Raw genomic sequence first — 17,026 nt, forward strand, 5'->3', positions numbered from 1 at the left:
TCGGGGGCGGCCTGGTTCGGGCCGCCCCCGACGCATGTGCAACGAATCTTCGTCGCGGCCGCTGATCACGCAACGATCGAACGCTACGCGCATGGTTGAACTAACGCATTCGACGGTGCGGCGGATCTAGCGTTTCCCTCATGACGACCACGGCTTCGCCGCGCCGCTACCTCATGTGCCGGCCCACCCACTTCGCGGTGACCTACCGCATCAACCCGTGGATGGATCCCACGGCGCCCTACGACAACGCGCTCGCCGTCAGCCAGTGGGAGAACCTCCGGCAGACGTACCTCGACCTGGGACATCAGGTCGAGCTGATCGAGCCGCTGCCCGGGCTGCCCGACATGGTGTTCTCCGCGAACGGCGCGACGGTGGTCGACGGCCGTGTGCTGGCGGTGCAGTTCCGTGACGCCGAGCGGGCCGACGAGGCTCCGGCCTACGCCGCCTGGTTCCGCGAGCGTGGCTTCGAGGTGATCGAGCCCAAGCACACCAACGAGGGCGAGGGCGACATCCTGCTCGCCGGCGACGTGCTGCTGGCCGGCACCGGCTTCCGCACCGCGCACGCCTCGCACGCCGAGACGCAGGAGGCACTGCGCCGACCGGTGATCACGCTCCAGCTGGTCGACCCGTCGCTCTACCACCTCGACACGGCGCTCTGCGTGCTCGACGACACCAACATCGCGTACCTGCCCGCGGCCTTCTCTCCCGGCTCCCAGGCCGTGCTCAAGCAGCTCTACCCGCACGCGGTGATCGCCGATGCGGAAGATGCGGCGGTGCTCGGCCTCAACGCGGTCAGCGACGGCCGTACGGTTGTGCTGCCGGTGCAGGCCACGCACCTCGCCGCGGAACTGCGGGCCGCCGGTTACCAGACCGTCGGGGTCGACGTCTCCGAGCTGCGCAAGGCCGGCGGCGGACCCAAGTGCTGCACGTTGGAGGTGCGCTCATGACAAGCGTTGACATTCTCCGTACGCCGGACGAGCTCGCCGAGGCCGAGCGGTACACGGCGCACAACTACCACCCGCTGCCGGTCGTGATCACCGAGGGCGAGGGCGCCTGGGTCACCGACGTCGACGGCCGCCGCTACCTCGACTTTCTCGCCGGCTACTCGGCGCTGAACTTCGGGCACCGGCACCCCGGCCTGATCGCGGCCGCGCACGCCCAGCTCGACCGGATCACGCTGACCAGCCGCGCGTTCGTGCACGACCAGTTCGCCGAGTTCTGCCGGTCGCTGGCCGAGCTCTGCGGCAAAGACCTGGTGCTGCCGATGAACACCGGCGCCGAGGCCGTCGAGACCGCGATCAAGGTCTCCCGCAAGTGGGGTTACCAGGTCAAGGGCGTGCCGGACGGGCAGGCCGAGATCATCGTGGCCGCCGACAACTTCCACGGCCGGACGACGACGATCGTCAGCTTCTCCACCGATCCCGACGCCAAGGCGGACTTCGGGCCGTACACACCGGGCTTCGTCGTGGTCCCGTACGGCGATGAGGCCGCCCTGCGCGAGGCGATCACCCCGAACACGGTTGCCGTGCTGATGGAGCCGATCCAGGGCGAGGCGGGCGTGCTCGTGCCCCCGGCCGGCTATTTCGCCGCCGTGCGCGCGCTCTGCGACGAGCACAACGTGCTGATGGTCGCCGACGAGATCCAGTCCGGGCTGGGCCGCACCGGGCGCACGTTCGCGATCGAGCACGAGGGCGTCGTTCCCGACATGTACGTGCTGGGCAAGGCGCTGGGCGGCGGCATCGTGCCGGTCTCGGCCGTGGCCGCCGACCGTGACGTGCTCGGCGTGCTCAAGCCGGGCGAGCACGGCTCGACCTTCGGCGGCAACCCGCTGGCCTGCGCGGTCGGCGGCGAGGTGGTCCGGCTGCTGGCCACCGGCGAGTTCCAGCGCCGCTCAGCCGAGCTGGGCGAGCACCTGCACGCCCGCCTGAACGCGCTGATCGGCCACGGCGTGGTGGCGGTGCGCGGCCGCGGCCTCTGGGCCGGCGTCGACATCGACCCGGCGCTGCTAACCGGCCGTCAGGCGTGCGAGCGCCTAGCCGAGCGAGGCGTCCTGGCCAAAGACACCCACGGCTCCACGATCCGCTTGGCCCCACCCTTGGTCGTGACCCGGGAAGAGATCGACCACGCGTTCGAACAGCTAGCGGCGATCCTCGCCTAATCCTTGGTTCGGCCCCGCATCTAACCAGCGGGCGGCCCTACTTCGCGATTGCCGCCGGTGAGATGACGAGTGATTTTTCGACGCAGCGGGGTTTGCTGTGGCGGAAAATCACCCGTCATCTCACCGGTTACAAGGCAATCGCCGCGGCGCGAAGCGACGCCGGAGAGACAGTTGCGTTTGTCCAGCTCCCAAGCTCAGCTGCGCTCGAACTTGCGCAAGGCCATCGTCGGGGCCTCGGCCATGACCGACTCGGGCTGGACCACGCCGCCGGTGGCCCACATCTTCGAGCGGCCCACCTGGACGCCCGCGTAGAGCTCGACCACGTCGTTCGGGCCCAGCGTGCGGCTCTCCTGGCGGTGCAGGGCGATCCGCTCGTCGTCGTTCGTCGAGCCGCCGAGGCGGACGCCGCTGCCGTTGGTGCTGATGTCCTGCACCGTGAGGTTGCCGTCGGTGCGCAACGTGAACTGGACGTGGCCCCGGCTGATCCACTTGCGGGCGTCGTCGGTGAGCCACTGGCCGAGCATGACGCCGCGCCCGCCCTCGGGAGCGCGGCCGACGACGGTCGGCTCCTCGGTCGAGACCACGAACCGGCGGCGGATCACGCCGTCGATGCGGACGGAAAGCACCTCGACCGACGGCCGGGGACCGGCGTCACGCAGCTGCGCGCCGTGCCGCGGGCAGGTGGGCACGCCGGAACGCAGCGCGGGCGGGGGCTGGTTGACCGGGCTGGTGTAGGTGCGCATGTCGGCGAACGGGCTGTCCGGGTCGCCGCCGGAGCCGAAGCTCGTGCAGTTCGGCTCGGGGCAGCTCCAGACGCGGGCCAGCAGGCGCTCGCCGATCGGGGAGCGCTCGGCCTGCCTCGGCGGCTCGCCGCGGCCGACCCGGGCCATCAGCACCGTGCTGCCACCCTCGCCGGCCACCGCGGCCAGCAGGCGGCCCGGCTCCTCGACCCACGGGTGCCGGTCGCGGTTGCCCCGGGTGCGGGTGAGCACCGGCAGCCCCAGGAGCTCGGCCACCTCGAAGACACGGTCGTCGAGCTGGGGGACGACCTCGACCTTGCCGTCGTCGGCCCAGCGGCGGATGACCATTCGCTCGTTCGAGGTCAGGTCGGTGTCGGAGAGCAGGCCGCGCGGCGCCACTACGTAGACGGGGACGTTCTCCTCGCTGACGCGCTTGCCGAGGGCGTCGATCACCAGACCGAGGCGCACCGAGCTGGCGGGACGGCCGCCATCCAGGTCGGCATATCGGATGATCTCCGACATGTCGACCACGGCGCGGGCGAGCGCCGGGTCGGTGGTGAGGCGGGCCTCGATAGCGTCGAGGACCTTGCTGACCTCGAATCTCACGGGTCCTCCCGGGGGTCCGCATCTGTCAGTGCCACGGCCATCATGCCGCGTCCCGCTCCGGGGGAGAGCCATACCCCCTCCCGGTGTCCGTGGTGTCCGTTTGCTGGGTCCACCCATCGGGAATTGATGTAGGTGAGCCGGCGTCACTCGGACGGCGGCCGGGCGGAAGGGACGGACATGCGGACACCACGGCTCGCCGGGCTGGGTCTCGCGGCGATGGCGACGGCGGCGATCACGCTCGCCGGTTGCGGCGACGGAGGCAGCGCGGCGCCCGGTGCGAGCGCCTCCGCACCCGGCGCGGGCGTCACCGCGTCGGCCTCGGGCAGCGCCGCCGACCCGGCTGCGGTCGAGGCGCTGACCAAGGCGACCTCGCAGCTCGGCACGACCAGCTTCAAGGTCACGGCCAGCTCCGGGCCCGGCTTCAAGCTGACCGGTCAGGTCGACCCGGCTCAGGGCGTCGGCACCGCCGACCTCGCCGCGACCGGCCCCAACGCCGAGGTCAGCGTCAAGACGCTGCTGGCCGGGCAGGACCTCTATCTGCAGGTTCCGGGTATCACCAAGGCCGGAACGTGGACCCACGTCGACGTGGCGCGGCTGCCCGAGGGCGCCAACGTCGGGCTGCGCCCGGGCCAGATCGACCCGGTGAACACCTCGAACCTGCTCAGCTCGTCCACCGACGTGCACGCCACCGGCGGGAACGCGTACGCCGGAACGCTTGATCTGACCAAGGCGATCGGGCTGGCCGGCGTCTCGCAGGTGACCATCGACGAGTCGGGCGCGCAGGCGCAGAAGGTGCCGTTCACGGCGGGCCTGGACGACCAGGGCCGGCTGGCCGAGCTGACCGTGCAGATCCCGGCCATGAACGGGCAGGCGGCGCAGCCGCTCGAGGTGCTCTACAGCGACTACGGGGTGCCGGTGACCGTCACCAAGCCTGCCGCCTCCGAGGTGACCGAGGCCCCGGACAGCCTCTATACCTCGCTCGGCAGCTAGTTCCCCTACGGCGTGGGAGCGGATTTGCGTGCGGTCCAGTCCGTGCTCAGCGGGCGGAACGCCGGGCGGTTCTCCTCGATCCAGGCGTCGATCCGCTCCCACCAGTCGTAGAGCCAGGCCACCCGCTCCTCCTCGCCGGCCGGCACCTCCTCGGGCGGGACGCTCCAGAACTTCATCACCAGCCGCTTGTCCATCGGCAGCTCCTGCCAGACGTCGGCCACCGTCACCATCCGGTCGAGGCCGGTGTGCGCCACGAAGATGACCCCGGCGTCGGGCGCGGCGTCGACCGCCGCGAACAGCCCGCCCGGCTTGGGTGGCAGCACGTGCCGCATGTTCTCGGCCCGCTCGGCAGCGTCGGCCAGACCCCGGGCCCGCAGCCGGGCGATCGCGCTCATCCGGCGGCGCGGCGTGAAGTTGCCGCCCTCGGGGAAGATCACGAAGGCGTCGTTCTCGTCGAGGCCGTCCGCCGTCTCGCCGATCTGCTGCTCGAGTGTCGACGTGCCGGTACGGCCGGGCGAGATGAACCGGTTGGGCAGACGGTTGAGCAGCACGTCGACGGCCGGGTCCCACTGCAGCGTGGCCTTGAGCACGATCCGCGGCTCGCGCTGGAACCAGTTGGTCAGCGCGTGGATCAGCACGAACGAGTCACCGGGCCCGGCGTGCCGGCTCACCACGATCTCGGGGCGGCCCGGGAGCGCCGTGTCGGGGTCGGTGCCGACCACGTCGATGGTCAGGTGCAGCGCCCACTTGGCGATCCAGAACAGGATGGCCAGGAAGCGGCCGGTCACCACGTAGTGCGCCCGCTGGAACCACGGGTTGCGGATCTTGGCGCCGAACCCGGAGGCCACCCAGAGCACGGCCAGCACCACGAGCGCGGCCGCGTCCCAGATCAGGTAGAGGACGGCCAGCAGCACGAGGCGGGGCACCCGCAGGTGGCCCGGCACCAGCGGCGAGGCCAGCAGGGCCAGCACGAGCCAGACCGGCAACGTGGTCAGCAGCGCGGCGGCGAGCACCACGACGGCGGGGGCGATGACCAGGCGGCGTACCCAGATGGGGGGAAGGGGCATCAGGACACGTCCGGCCCGGGCTGCGGTGGCACGTTCGCGGCCAGATAGCGGCGGGACGCGGTGTAGGCGCGGCTGATGCGGCGGCCGACGGCGGCCATGTCACGGTAGGCCCAGGGACTGTCGTCCCGGCTCTCGCCGCCGCCGGTGGGGAGCACGTGCACCCGTACATGGTCGGGCAGGGACGCAAGCTCGCGGGCGAACCGGTGCCGCCGGGCGATCTCGAACGCCACCTGGGCCACCTCCCAGGGCCGGCGGGGGACGCTGAGCGTGCGTTCGACCCGGCCCACCTGAAGTACGAAGATCAGTTCGGCGCCGAGCCGGACCGCCTCGCCGATCGGGATCGAGTTGACGATGCCACCGTCCACATAGTGCTCACCCGCGATCTCCATCGGCGGCAGCAGGCCCGGGACGGCCGAGGAGGCCAGCACCGCGTCGACCAGCGGGCCGCTGTCGAACCAGTGCTCGGCGGCCCGCTCGATGCTCGCCGCGCAACAGTGGAACGGCACCTTGAGGTCGGCGAACGTGGTCTGCTCGCCCAGTTCGGCCTCGAGCAGGCGGCGCAGCGGCAGGGGCGAGTGCAGGTGCGTACGGGCGGCGAACCGGCGCAGCTGGCGGCCGATCGAGTCACCGTAGACCGTGGCTGCCTCGGGCGACGTCCAGAGCCGCACCAGCCGGTCGGTGACGGTCTCGCTGGGATCGGTGGCGACCAGGGCGCCGTTGACCGCTCCGATCGAGGTGCCGACCACCACGTCCGGCCGGAACCCGGCCCGGAACAGGGCGCGCAGCATGCCCACCTCGACGGCGCCGAGCACGCCGCCTCCGCCGAGCACGAACGCCACCGGAGTGTTGACCATGACTTCATCGTTCCACGCGGGGTTCTCGAAAGGGTCCGCCACCTGTCATCATCGTCGCCGTGCCTATTTCACGCCGTGCCGTAGTTCTCGCCGCCGGAGGCGTCGTCGGCGCCACGCTGACGGGCTGCGGCAAGACCGGCGGGTCCTCGGCCTGGGCCGAGCCGGCGGGCGGCGCGGGGGGCTCGCAGACGATCCTGCCAGTCACGCCGGCCCGGCCGACGGTGAACGCTTCCTCGGCCTCGGCGTCCCAGGTGCGGGCGGTGCTCACCAAATACCTCAAACCGACCCCGGACAACCCCAAGCATCCCGGGTACGCCGGTGCGGTCGCGCACGTGCTCAAGGACAACCGGACCCTGCTGACCGTCAACGTGGGGCACGCCCTGCGCTACAAGGCGGGCCCGGTCGAGTTGCCCGCCGCCCAGCGGGTCGCCATGCGGACCGACTCGATCTTCGATCTGGCCTCGATCACCAAGGTCTACACCGCGATCCTCGTGCTCCAGCTGGTCGACCAGGGCAAGGTCGACCTGGCGGCGCCGGTCCGCCGCTATCTGCCCGAGTTCACCGGCGCCGGCAAAGACAAGATCACGGTCGCCATGCTGCTGGCCCACACCAGCGCGCTGCCGGTCGGAGCCAAGGTCACCGGCTTCAGCACGAACGCCCAGCGCTGGCAGTCGGTGATGACGACGCCGCTGGTCAAGGGCGGCGTTCCCGGCACGACGTTCCGCTATTCGAGCGTGGGCCTGATGGTGCTGGGCCGCCTGGTCGAGAAGCTGGCCGGCAAGACCCTGGACAAGGTGCTGGCCGACCGCATCACGACGCCGCTGGGCCTCAAGGACACCGGGTTCCTGCCGCTGAAGTGGGTCAAGGACAAGAGCCGCCTGGTCGCCACCGACGCCCGTTCGTCGCGGGGGCTGTTGCGCGGCACGGTGCACGACGACGTCGCCAACCGCCTGGGCGGGGTGGCCGGGCACGCGGGCCTGTTCTCGACCGCCCGCGAGGTGGCGGTGGTCGGGCAGATGCTGCTGAACGGCGGCACGTACGGCGGCAAGCGCATCCTCTCGGCCGCCGTCGTCGCGCAGATGCTGACCAACGTCAACAAGGGCAAGCCGGCCGTCGACGCGGAACGCCCCAAGCGCACCGCCGACCACGGGCTGGGCGTCGAGATGAACCAGACCTGGTTCATGGGCCGGCTGGCTTCGGCGACCGCGTTCGGTCACACCGGCTTCTCGGGCACGTCATTGCTGGTCGTGCCGGCCCGCAAAGAGGTCATCGTGCTGCTGACGAACCGCGCCCACCCGAACTGGTCCTGGTCCAACCCGGACACCCACCGCGTGGCGCTGCACAACACCCTGGCCGCCTGACCGCCACATCAACGATCTTCGATCAATCAAAGACGGGGGCCCGCCCTCCACCGGGGGGTCCCCCACCTCGGCCATTTTAGTGTCGTGGGGCGATCTTGACCGGGGTGAGGCCGGGGGTCTGTGGACAACGGCGGATTGTGGATAACGCGGGCGGCCCTGGTCGGGGTTGATCGTTCTTGGTTTGAGCGTCACCGCTTACGCACGTCGCGCGGGCGGGGTGAGCGTTCTGGGCGCGCCAGCGCCCTGCTCACCCCGCCCGCGTCCCGGCGGGAGCGACGGTCCGTCACCCACCACCCAGGCACGACATCCTGATTTTGATCTTCAAGAGGGCGAGTTATCCGATGCCCTTCAGGTATGCGCCGTTCTGGTTCTGGAATTCGTAGCCGTAGAACTTGTCCCAGTTGATCGACCACGTCATCAGCCCGCGGAAGTTCGGGTTGGTGCCGCTGCGCAGCGTGTACGACCCGCAGCCGGTGTTGCGGATCAGGCAGTTGACCGCCGACTGGATGGCCGACGGCGCCACATATCCGTTGCCCGCGCTGACCGACGACGGCGCGCCGAAGGCGATCTGGTCCTCACGCAGCCCCGGGAAGACGTTGGCGGTGTTGCCCGTCACCGGGAAGCCGGCCAGCAGCATGTCGGTCATGGCGATGTGGAAGTCGGCGCCGCCCATCGAGTGGTACTGGTTGTCCAGGCCCATGATCGAGCCCGAGTTGTAGTCCTGGACGTGCAGGACGGTGATGTCGTTGCGCAGCGCGTGGATCACCGGCAGGTAGGAGCCGGCCCGCGGGTCCTGGCCGCCCCACGGGCCCGAGCCGTAGTACTGGTAGCCGAGCTGCACGAAGAACGTCTCGGGGGCCATCGTCAGCACGAAGCCGGCGCCGTAGCGGGCCTTCAGCGACCGCAGCGCCGAGATCAGGTTGACGATGACGGGCGTGGTCGGGTTCTTGAAGTCGGTGTCGCCGGTGTTCAGCGAGAGCGAGTGGCCCTCGAAGTCGACGTCGACGCCGTCCAGTCCGTACTCGTCGATGATGGCGCTGACCGAGCTGACGAACTTGTCCCGGGCGGTGGTGGTGGTGAGCTGCACCTGGCCGTTCTGGCCGCCGATGGAGAGCAGCACCTTCTTGCCGGCGGCGCGCTTGGCCTTGATGGCGTTGATGAAGTCGGCCTTGCTCTCGACGCCGGGGCACTCGGTGGCCGGGCAGAGCGTGAACCGGATGTCGCCCGAGGTCACCGAGGTCGGCTCGCCGAACGCCAGGTTGATGATGTCCCAGTTGGCGGGGACGTCGGCCATCCGGACGTAGCCGGAGCCGTTGGCGAAGCTGGAGTGCAGGTAGCCGATCAGCGCCCGCTTGGGGAGGCCCGTGTTGGGCGGGGTGGTGGGCGGCGTCGTCGGCGGGGTCGTCGGGGGCGTGGTGGGGGGAGTGGTCGGGGGCGTGGTCGGGGGCGTCGTGGGGGGAGTCGTCGGCGGCGTGGTCGGGGGTGTGGTGCCGCCGCAGGTCCCGTTGTCGATCCAGACGTCCCACTGTCCGCTGTGGGTCGACGGGGCCTCGTTCTGGGTCCACCACTTGGCGGTGTAGTTGCGGCCGTTCTGCGAGGCCGTGTTGTCCTTGACGTAGACGGCGGTGGCGCTCCACGCCGGTGCGCAGGCCGCGGCGGCGCTGGCGCTGGAGGCGAGGTAGACGGTGCCACCGCCGGCCGCGAGAGCCGCGGTCATGACGAAGATCATCGATCGGCGCATGACCAGAGTATGAATACTGTAAAGTTTATTTGTAAATAGGCTCACAGTTTCGGGGGTGCTACGGGACGCCCGGGGACTGGGTACCGTTGCCGCCGTGCCAGAGGGACACACCATCCGCCTCCTGAGCCGTCGGTAATCGGCCATCTAGCTGCGCCTACCGCCTCTGGCGCCCACGGCCGAGCCCACCCCGGCCCCACTCGTGCAGGCCTAGCCGGGCCTGACCAGGGCCGATCAAGCACCGAACTACTCGGTTGAGGTTCGATTCCGAAGGTATCTACATCGACACGTTTGTCTTTAGCGTTCGTGGCATGAGCACGCCGCCTGCACTGCCGCCAGAGAATGCCGACCCGATGGTTTGGGCGCTCGCCCGCCAGGTGTGGATTGACCACATGCCCGACCGGGATGGGTTCTGTGTGATCTGCAAAGAATGGTCGCCCTGCGGCCCGCGCGAAAGCGCAGGCATCGCCATCGCGCTCGGCGCGCAAGTGTCGTGGGACGCCGATGCGTTCGGGCAGCAGTAGAACCCAAAAGAGTGACGGCGCTATAGCGCTGCGCGTCTATCCTCGGACCGCGTGATTGCGTCGACGTGGGAGAACCGAGATCGCCCGGTACTGGGGGCCATCGTTGAGTTGTGCGACGAAGGCAGCTTCAGCGTTACTCCGGAGGATGTGGCTGCCCGCCTAGATATGCCGCTGCTGCCGGTCCAATCCTCGTTTCGAGCTTTGGAGTTCGAGGACGGAGATCCGTTCTTCTACCGGAACCTTGGGGTGAGCGGCCGAGCGGTACAGCATGTGACCGGCAAGGCGCGAAGGGCTGTCGGTTCGTGGCCCTCCCCGGAGGTGATGGCTGGCCGCCTCGTCGCTGGCATGGAGCAGGCGGCCGAGCGGGAGCCCGACGAGGAGAACCGCAGCCTCCTCCGACGCACGGCCGAATGGTTCGGAGGGGCTGGCCGCGACGTAGCCGTGGACGTGGCCGCTGCTGTCATCAACCGGCAGATCGGCGGCGCTTAGGTGGACATCTCCACGTGGGGCGGCTCGGAGTGGCAAGCCGTCGCGGCCTTCGTCGCCGTGTTCGTAGGCGGACCTATCGCCTTGATGCAGGCGAATGAGGCTCGTCGGCTGCGGCTCGAACAGGCTCGTCCGTATGTCATCGTCGATTTCGAGTTCCGCAGCGTCGTCGTTTACCTGAAGATCCATAACATCGGCAAGACGATGGCGCGTGATGTGCGGATCAAGTTCGACCACCCGCTCACGTCCACGCTGTCTAGCGTTGAAGCTCTTGAGTCCCGCCTGTTGAGCGAGCCGATCCCCATGCTTGCGCCCGGTCGGAGCATCAGTTTGGTCTTCGATTCCTTTCCCGCTCGGTACAGCCGCAGGGACGAGTTCCCGATGGACTATGCGGTCACGGTTGAATACGACGACGATCTCGGGAAGCCATATAGCGACCCGCCGTATCCACTCGACCTGCGTACATACGTCGGATCTGCGGTGGACCCGAAGGGCCTCCCGGAGCTTGTTGACGAAGTCGGAAAAGTGCGACGCGAACTCCACAAGTGGACGGACGGTAGCCGCGGGCTCCTCGTGAACGCTGTTGATCGAGATGCAAAACAGAAGCGAGAGATACGGCCTTACCGCCTGCAGGAGTACGTCACCGTCTTCAAAGAGCAGGGTGTGCGAGCGGTCGCTCGCCACGGTGCCAACCGGACCATGAAGAGGCTCGGTTGGCGATCGTGACGGCTGCGACCGGCTAGCGCCCGAGTCCGTAAACCGGCGGTTCGGGCTCGGTGCCGCCTTCGCGTCCGCGCGTGGGGAGCCGGAGGCCGGGGTCATGCTCGCTGGCTCCGAGCCGACCGTGCGCTCGCGCCCTCGCCGCGTCGGCCACTCCGGCCTCCGCCACGGCAAGCTTCTCGGCGGCTTCCTGCTCCGCCTCCCACGCCTGCTGCCGAGCAGCCCGCTGCTCCTCGGTCATCTCTGCCGGCCTGGGTGGAGGAGTCCACGCACGCGGCGTCCCCACCTAGACCACCGCCGAGTATCGGCCCTGCTGCCCGGCCGTACCTGCGATGACGTTCTGCACGAGGTGCTGCGTGCCGCCCCGCAGGAACACCTTCAGGTCGTGGACGTTGCTGCCGTAGTCGTGTACGACCAGGGCCGGGAGCGTGGTGCCCGCCGTCGGGTCGGGGATGCCCGCGAGCCGGAAGTTGCCCGTCGGCCCGCCCCGCTGTCCGAGGATGCTCGCCTGCGCCGCGTCGAACGTGTAGAGGACCATCGTCCCGAGAGTTGCCATGCTGCCGCCCTTCGCTGTTGCGCCCTCTGCAGGCGCACCATCCTCTGTGGATGGTTGAGCCAGGCTATGGAGGAGCACCCCAGTTCCGGCCATCGTTCTGTCAAGCGCCGGTCGTGGGAACCGCTGTCGCAAGTCGGACAGTGAGTCCGTTGCTAATGATCTTCCGGATCGCACACTTGTTCCCATGACAGATTTGTGGATCACAAAAGACCTGCCCGTGCTCAAGGCGGCGGTCGAGCTGTGCGACGAGGGTGACGACACCGCCGCCACCGTGGGCGGGATCGCGGAGCGGACGGGGTTCACGGAGGCGGAGGTAACTAAGTCCTTGCTGCGGCTCGACGGAGAGCAGCCGCCGTTCTTCGGCAAGATGATCCGGACCTTTGGCAGCGGCGTATCGCACGTGTTCTCCCCGACGGGTCATGCGAGACGTGCCGTTCAGCAGTGGCCGCAGGCTGAGGACAAGCTGGAAGAGATCGTCAAGCTGCTCACCGCGCTTGCAGAGAAGGAGCCCGACGAGGAGAAGGCCAAGGGATACCGCAAGGTGATTGAGCACGTCACCACGGGCGGTCGCGACCTAGCCATCGGCGTAATCAGCAGCCTTATCACCGGAGGCTGACCGCATCGTCGAGGCCGCCAGCGTCAGCCAGCGGCCTCGATAGGTGGCTCGGTGTCAGCGGCGGCGGCGTGGGTTTGGCATCTCGAGGTAGCCGCTCTTCTGGTTGTAGTAGTAAACCCAATCACCGCCGAGGTTGCGGACCCTGATGCCTTCCTCGGCCAACGCGTCGATGGCGGTGTCACGCACTGTGTCCATCATGCGGTCAAGGCGCTGCTGGGTTACATGTGTGCTGCCAGAAACATCTACCCACATCCTCACCTCGATGTATCGGTTCTCTGGACTGCGTTCGTCGTCCGTCATGCCACGCCCCTCCATAAATCTCACGGGAAAGAGTGTCGCAAACTTGTGGCAAGTTTGTCGAGACCTTCTGCTAACCCGTACGGCGGGTGCGCCAGGCCGCCATGTCAACGACCCCGCCCGCTGTGGCCGACGCTGCGGGCTCGGGGGTCGGTGGCTCGGCTGCGGCTATGGCCTGGCGTGCTGTGGCCCGCAGATCGGCGAAGGCGGCCGATATGTCGCGCCCCTGGTGGTCGAGTACGTGCCCGTACACGTCGAGCGTGATGGACGGCCGCGCGTGCCCGAGCCGCTTGCTGACGTACTGCACGTCGCCGTTGGTCAGGAGGAGCATCGCGCTGGCGTGATAGTGCCGCAGGTCGTGGAACCGGACGCCGGTCATGCCGAGGCGCTGGAGCGTTGGCCGCCAGATGCGGTGACCGAAGTCCCGCTGCCGGTGTGGCTTGGTGCCCTCCCCGAACACGTAGTCCTCCGGGCACATGCCCGCGACGTGGGCGGAGAGGCGAAGGCACAGTTCGGGGCTCAGGCTGTCGATGGTGCGGAACCCCGCCGTACTCTTCGGAGGCCCAACCGTGATGCGTCCGCTCACCTCCTGGCTGGTCTCCTCCACCGTGAGCCGGCGGCGAGATAACGCCAGCGCACGCACCCGCAAGCCGAACAGCTCACCGGCCCGGCAGCCGGTCTCCACCGCCAGCTCGACGAGCAGCCGCCACTTGTCCTGCCGGTCTCCCCACGCCTCCGGGATCGCCGCCAAGATGCGCTCCACGTCCGGCGGCTGCAACACGATCTCCGCGCGCCTTCGGGTGGCTGCGGGCTTCTTCAGCTCTCGCGCCGGGTTGCTGCGGATGTAGCCGCTCTTCACCGCGTGGTCCAGCACGGCCCGCAGCACGTGGATGACGTGCCGCACGGTGCTCGGCGCGTGCGTGGTCATCACCTCACCCACGAGTCGGCTGCACTCCCGGTAGCCGAGGCGGCCGACGGGGACGCGGACCAGCGGCTTGCAGTGGCTGTTGTAGACCACCCGGTACGCCTGCTGCGTGCTCGGCTTGAGCCCACGGACGTGCGGGCTGACGAGCCAGTCTTCCGCGACCTCGCCGAACCGCACGTCACCTGCTCTCTTGGCGACGTAGGTACCGGCCGTCACGTCGGCCCGCGCCTCGATGCTGGCCAACCGGGCGGCTGGCTTGTCGTCATACGTGCCGACGTTGTGGAGCTTGCCGAGGGCGTCCTTGACCCGTACCTCGTACTTCGTCGTGGTGCGCCCGTCCTCGTAGCGGCGCACCACCTTGCGGACGCCCGGCACGTCGGTGCCGGTGCGCGTGACCTTGGGGCGGGGCATCAGTCCTCCTTGACGCGATGTGCTGGTGAGCTCGATTGGCTGGCAACGCGCTCGCGAGCGGCGTCGGCGGCCAGGTCGAGCGCGTGACTGTTGAGCAGACGGCGGACGGTGCTGTGCCGCCAGACGCCACCGCCCACGGTCGGTACTGCGGCATCGTTGAGGTGCGCGGCTATGCCTCGGTGGCTCATGCCGCGAACGTGCGCCAGGTCGGCGACCAGGGCCACCACGTCGGCCGCGTACTGGCGCGGACGGCCGAGGCGCTGGCCACGGGCGCGGGCTTCGGCCAAGGCGTCGCGGGTGCGCTGGCGGATGAGCTCTCGCTCGAACTCTGCGAAGGCAGCGAATACGTTGGCGAGCAGCCGCCCGCTCGGGCTGGCCGTGTCGACGCCGAGGTCCAGCGTGACCAGCGACCACCGCTGCGCGCGGCTCCACTCCATGACCCCGGCGAAGTCGATCATGCTGCGGCTGAGCCGGTCCAACTTCGCGACGGCGAGCCCGTCGGCTTGGCCGTCCCGGAGGAGGCCGAAGCCTTCCGTGAGAGCCGGCCTGTCGAGAGTGCCTGCGCTGTACCCCTCGTCCACCAGCCAGCGCATGTCCCAATCGCGCGCCTGACCGGCTGCCGTCAGCGCCTCCCGTTGCGCGGCCAGACCGAGCCCGCTGCGCGCCTGCTCCTGAGTCGAGACCCGCAGATAGCACAGCATCCGCGGGCGAGCCGTGGGCGGGAGCGGAGCGGGGTCAAGGAGCTCAGGAAGAGCGAGGGCGCCGGTCATCCTTCACCTCCACGAACAGCACGTTGGTCGGGTCGCTGAGAGCGCTGTGGAACTTGACGGTGCGCCAGCACTGCCAGCACCAGGCCCACACGCCCCGACGAGGAAGACGGACGACGTGGCCGCACCGCGCGTTGCCCTTCACTCGGTCACCTCCGCCACGAGCACCCGGAAGCGCTGGCCGTTCCGCATCGTGATGACGAAGGTGCTGCCGTTCACCTCGCCCACGGTCTGCGCTCCCACGCCGTCGACGTACAGCCAGTCGCAGTCCTGCACGAGGTCTTCCAGGTCGCTGGCCATCTCGGCTGCGAACGCTTCGCTGCGGACCATCACGCCTCCTCGTCCTCGTAGCCGCCGAAGATGACCTCAGCCAGGCCGTCCTCCCAGATGTCGTCGTGCAGGCCGCTTTCGATCTCCTCGGTGAGCGCGAGCGCCGCCAGGTTGCGCCGGACGGTGGCCCGGCTGGTCTCCACCTCGACGGCGATGGTGGCCACGCTGTCGCCGGTGGCCAGGCGGTAGGCGTAGTACTCGGCTTCCTCGCGGGCGAGGCCGGTCAGGTACGGCAGCCGCCGCAACGTGCCGGTGCCGCGCAGCTTGAACAGCCGGACCTTGCCCGCCGCGCAGGCCGCCGCGAGTGCGCCAGGTGCAGCCGGGCTCGGGGCCTCGGGTTCTACGGGCTCTACGTCGGTTTCAGGCCCGATGGCGTCGGCAGCAGGCACGGCGGCTACCACCGGCAGCAGCGCAGCCGTGGGCGGGACGGGCAGGAAGGTGGTCTCGGGTGTCTCTTCCTCGACCGCCACCTGTGCGGTAGCGGCCGAAGTCGTGGTGCTGGTCATGCTGGCCTCCCGGCTGAGTCGATGTACCGATGTCGGTACTAACTCAGCGTGTAGAAGACCGGTCGATTTGTTCAGGAGGGAGGGGTGTCTATCTCTCAGGTGTGCCGACGTAGGTCGCGGCGTCGCAGGTGCGGCACCAGACTCGTTCGCCGGAACCGGGCGGGCTGACCGGAGACCGGAACCAATGCCCGCACTTGAGCTGCGTGCCCTGACGCGGCGCAGCCGTGGCTCGTTTGACGCGGCGCGGCGGGAACCGCTCCGGGTCGCTCCGCACGATGCGGCCTACGACGTTCTTCGGGATGCCGGTGTGCTCGCTCATCTCGCGTTGAGTCAGGCCGCGCGACCACAGCTCGGCTAGTTGCTCGCGGCCGGTCATCTGCCACTCGGGCTTGTCCATCTCACCTCCTTACGGTGCGTAGTGGTCGAGCTGAACGCGAGAGGGCGGGTTCGGGCGCGGTGAGAATGGCCGGCTCGCGTGGGAGGAGCAGGGCGGGTCAGTAGTTGGATTCCTCTTCACCGCTCGGGTCGGGGAGACCGTCGCCGACGCGCTCCGAGTAGCGGGCGTACCGCTCGGTCAGATGCGGAGCCATCGCGGGGTCGTCCGGGCTCCGCATCACGTTCACCACCATCTGCTCCCACGGCTGTTCGACCGCGTTCGCCTTGGCGACGTCCCCGATGTCGAGCACTTCCTTCGCCGCGACGATGGCTGCCCGCTCGTCCGGGCTCTCCAGAGCGATGCGGATGAGCCGACCCATCACGGTGTCGCTCGCGAGCTGCGCCCGAAGCTTGGCCGCTCTGACGACCTGCGGCGCGCTGCCCCCGTGCTTGTGACACACCGTCCCGCCTCGGATGGGTGGGAGGCCGCACGGGTTGCCGTGACGGTTGTGCGCGACGCACATCACCTTCATGGGTTCGTCGCCTCTAGGGTCAGCGGGCACGACCTCGCCTTCTAGCGCCGGACTCTGAGACGCCGGCCGAGCCCTGGATCGAACCCGCTTTCGCGGTTCCTCGGTCATGAGTAGCCCTTCGCAGATCCGCTCGGATTGAGGTCGTACGTGCGAACTATGGGGAGACTTCTAGGAACCGCACTGTCCTTGCGGTACTCGACGAACCCCTCGACCTCGGCCGCGTCGTACATCGGGTCTCCGACACCCTGACCGGAGATGCGCCCACTGACCGCGCCGTCTCGCCGAAGCACGAAACACAGAACCTTCTCGGCTGCCTCGCCACCTTCTTTCTCGTGGTAGACCGCCCACCATCCGTCGGCGGGCATCATCGCTACGAACTCTTCGGATCGGTCTTGCTCGCTGTACTTAGTCATCTCTCTCCCTCCAAACTGGCCCAACCCACCGCCACCCGCCCCCTACTAAAGGG

The 17,026-nt window shown here is 69.1% G+C and carries 21 protein-coding genes; 8 read left to right on the forward strand and 13 right to left on the reverse strand.

Annotation, left to right across the window (positions count from 1 at the left end; all coding sequences use genetic code 11):
- Positions 1 to 140: 140 nt before the first annotated feature.
- A complete protein-coding gene (gene ddaH, locus JIG36_RS37320; RefSeq protein ID WP_203381157.1) occupies positions 141 to 947 on the forward strand; it encodes a dimethylargininase in 807 nt (268 codons plus the stop codon).
- Positions 944 to 2,158: an ornithine--oxo-acid transaminase gene (rocD, locus tag JIG36_RS37325; RefSeq protein WP_203381158.1), complete on the forward strand. Its 1,215-nt coding sequence runs from the start codon at positions 944 to 946 to the stop codon at positions 2,156 to 2,158. The genes ddaH and rocD overlap by 4 nt, the downstream gene beginning before the upstream one ends.
- Before the next feature lie 194 nt (positions 2,159 to 2,352).
- Here rocD and JIG36_RS37330 read toward each other — a convergent pair whose 3' ends face one another.
- Entirely contained in the window at positions 2,353 to 3,504 is a 1,152-nt protein-coding gene (locus JIG36_RS37330) for an FHA domain-containing protein (protein WP_203381159.1), read from the reverse strand.
- Positions 3,505 to 3,681: 177 nt separating this feature from the next.
- Between JIG36_RS37330 and JIG36_RS37335 the strand changes: the two genes are divergently transcribed.
- Positions 3,682 to 4,494, forward strand: a complete 813-nt coding sequence (locus JIG36_RS37335) for a hypothetical protein (RefSeq protein WP_236048996.1) — start codon at positions 3,682 to 3,684, stop codon at positions 4,492 to 4,494.
- A 5-nt stretch (positions 4,495 to 4,499) separates the two neighbouring features.
- Here JIG36_RS37335 and JIG36_RS37340 read toward each other — a convergent pair whose 3' ends face one another.
- The gene (locus JIG36_RS37340) at positions 4,500 to 5,561 is read right to left on the reverse strand and encodes a 1-acyl-sn-glycerol-3-phosphate acyltransferase (protein WP_203381160.1); all 1,062 of its coding nucleotides are present in this window, start codon (positions 5,559 to 5,561) and stop codon (positions 4,500 to 4,502) included.
- Positions 5,561 to 6,415 carry a patatin-like phospholipase family protein gene (locus JIG36_RS37345; RefSeq protein ID WP_203381161.1) on the reverse strand — a complete coding sequence of 285 codons (855 nt, stop codon included), beginning with the start codon at positions 6,413 to 6,415 and terminating at the stop codon, positions 5,561 to 5,563. Before JIG36_RS37345 ends, JIG36_RS37340 begins: the two co-directional genes overlap by 1 nt.
- A gap of 59 nt (positions 6,416 to 6,474) precedes the next feature.
- Here JIG36_RS37345 and JIG36_RS37350 point away from each other — a divergent pair, with 59 nt between their 5' ends.
- Positions 6,475 to 7,776: a serine hydrolase domain-containing protein gene (locus JIG36_RS37350; RefSeq protein WP_203381162.1), complete on the forward strand. Its 1,302-nt coding sequence runs from the start codon at positions 6,475 to 6,477 to the stop codon at positions 7,774 to 7,776.
- Positions 7,777 to 8,110: 334 nt separating this feature from the next.
- On the opposite strand, the gene JIG36_RS37355 is transcribed toward JIG36_RS37350, so the two are convergent.
- Positions 8,111 to 9,517, reverse strand: coding sequence for a chitinase (locus tag JIG36_RS37355; protein ID WP_203381163.1), 1,407 nt, complete (start codon positions 9,515 to 9,517; stop codon positions 8,111 to 8,113).
- 308 nt (positions 9,518 to 9,825) lie between these two features.
- Here JIG36_RS37355 and JIG36_RS37360 point away from each other — a divergent pair, with 308 nt between their 5' ends.
- From JIG36_RS37360 to JIG36_RS37370, 3 genes are read left to right on the forward strand one after another with little or no spacing between them, the layout of a single operon-like run.
- Complete coding sequence (locus JIG36_RS37360) at positions 9,826 to 10,038, forward strand: hypothetical protein (protein WP_203381164.1); 213 nt, start codon at positions 9,826 to 9,828, stop codon at positions 10,036 to 10,038.
- 51 nt (positions 10,039 to 10,089) lie between these two features.
- Positions 10,090 to 10,527, forward strand: a complete 438-nt coding sequence (locus tag JIG36_RS37365; protein WP_203381165.1) for a hypothetical protein — start codon at positions 10,090 to 10,092, stop codon at positions 10,525 to 10,527.
- Complete coding sequence (locus tag JIG36_RS37370; RefSeq protein ID WP_203381166.1) at positions 10,528 to 11,250, forward strand: DUF8453 domain-containing protein; 723 nt, start codon at positions 10,528 to 10,530, stop codon at positions 11,248 to 11,250.
- Between the two features lie 280 nt (positions 11,251 to 11,530).
- Here the strand turns inward: JIG36_RS37370 and JIG36_RS37375 are convergent, their stop codons facing one another.
- Positions 11,531 to 11,800 carry a hypothetical protein gene (locus JIG36_RS37375; RefSeq protein ID WP_203381167.1) on the reverse strand — a complete coding sequence of 90 codons (270 nt, stop codon included), beginning with the start codon at positions 11,798 to 11,800 and terminating at the stop codon, positions 11,531 to 11,533.
- A 184-nt stretch (positions 11,801 to 11,984) separates the two neighbouring features.
- Here JIG36_RS37375 and JIG36_RS37380 point away from each other — a divergent pair, with 184 nt between their 5' ends.
- Positions 11,985 to 12,416, forward strand: coding sequence for a hypothetical protein (locus tag JIG36_RS37380; RefSeq protein ID WP_203381168.1), 432 nt, complete (start codon positions 11,985 to 11,987; stop codon positions 12,414 to 12,416).
- A 54-nt stretch (positions 12,417 to 12,470) separates the two neighbouring features.
- Here JIG36_RS37380 and JIG36_RS37385 read toward each other — a convergent pair whose 3' ends face one another.
- The 8 genes from JIG36_RS37385 to JIG36_RS37420 form a co-directional block, all read right to left on the reverse strand.
- Positions 12,471 to 12,716: a hypothetical protein gene (locus JIG36_RS37385; RefSeq protein WP_203381169.1), complete on the reverse strand. Its 246-nt coding sequence runs from the start codon at positions 12,714 to 12,716 to the stop codon at positions 12,471 to 12,473.
- A gap of 70 nt (positions 12,717 to 12,786) precedes the next feature.
- Entirely contained in the window at positions 12,787 to 14,049 is a 1,263-nt protein-coding gene (locus JIG36_RS37390; RefSeq protein WP_203381170.1) for a tyrosine-type recombinase/integrase, read from the reverse strand.
- Positions 14,049 to 14,750 carry a recombinase family protein gene (locus JIG36_RS37395; protein ID WP_203381171.1) on the reverse strand — a complete coding sequence of 234 codons (702 nt, stop codon included), beginning with the start codon at positions 14,748 to 14,750 and terminating at the stop codon, positions 14,049 to 14,051. Before JIG36_RS37395 ends, JIG36_RS37390 begins: the two co-directional genes overlap by 1 nt.
- A gap of 207 nt (positions 14,751 to 14,957) precedes the next feature.
- Complete coding sequence (locus JIG36_RS37400) at positions 14,958 to 15,146, reverse strand: hypothetical protein (RefSeq protein ID WP_203381172.1); 189 nt, start codon at positions 15,144 to 15,146, stop codon at positions 14,958 to 14,960.
- A complete protein-coding gene (locus tag JIG36_RS37405) occupies positions 15,146 to 15,652 on the reverse strand; it encodes a hypothetical protein (protein ID WP_203381173.1) in 507 nt (168 codons plus the stop codon). Before JIG36_RS37405 ends, JIG36_RS37400 begins: the two co-directional genes overlap by 1 nt.
- An 88-nt stretch (positions 15,653 to 15,740) precedes the next feature.
- Positions 15,741 to 16,049 carry a RodZ family helix-turn-helix domain-containing protein gene (locus JIG36_RS37410; RefSeq protein ID WP_203381174.1) on the reverse strand — a complete coding sequence of 103 codons (309 nt, stop codon included), beginning with the start codon at positions 16,047 to 16,049 and terminating at the stop codon, positions 15,741 to 15,743.
- Positions 16,050 to 16,146: 97 nt separating this feature from the next.
- Entirely contained in the window at positions 16,147 to 16,407 is a 261-nt protein-coding gene (locus JIG36_RS37415; protein WP_236048997.1) for a hypothetical protein, read from the reverse strand.
- A 257-nt stretch (positions 16,408 to 16,664) separates the two neighbouring features.
- Positions 16,665 to 16,973 (reverse strand): hypothetical protein, encoded by a 309-nt coding sequence (locus JIG36_RS37420; protein WP_203381176.1) that lies wholly within the window; start codon positions 16,971 to 16,973, stop codon positions 16,665 to 16,667.
- Between the last annotated feature and the right edge of the window lie 53 nt (positions 16,974 to 17,026).

It is taken from the genome of Paractinoplanes ovalisporus, assembly GCF_016834655.1.
Lineage (GTDB): Bacteria > Actinomycetota > Actinomycetes > Mycobacteriales > Micromonosporaceae > Actinoplanes > Actinoplanes ovalisporus.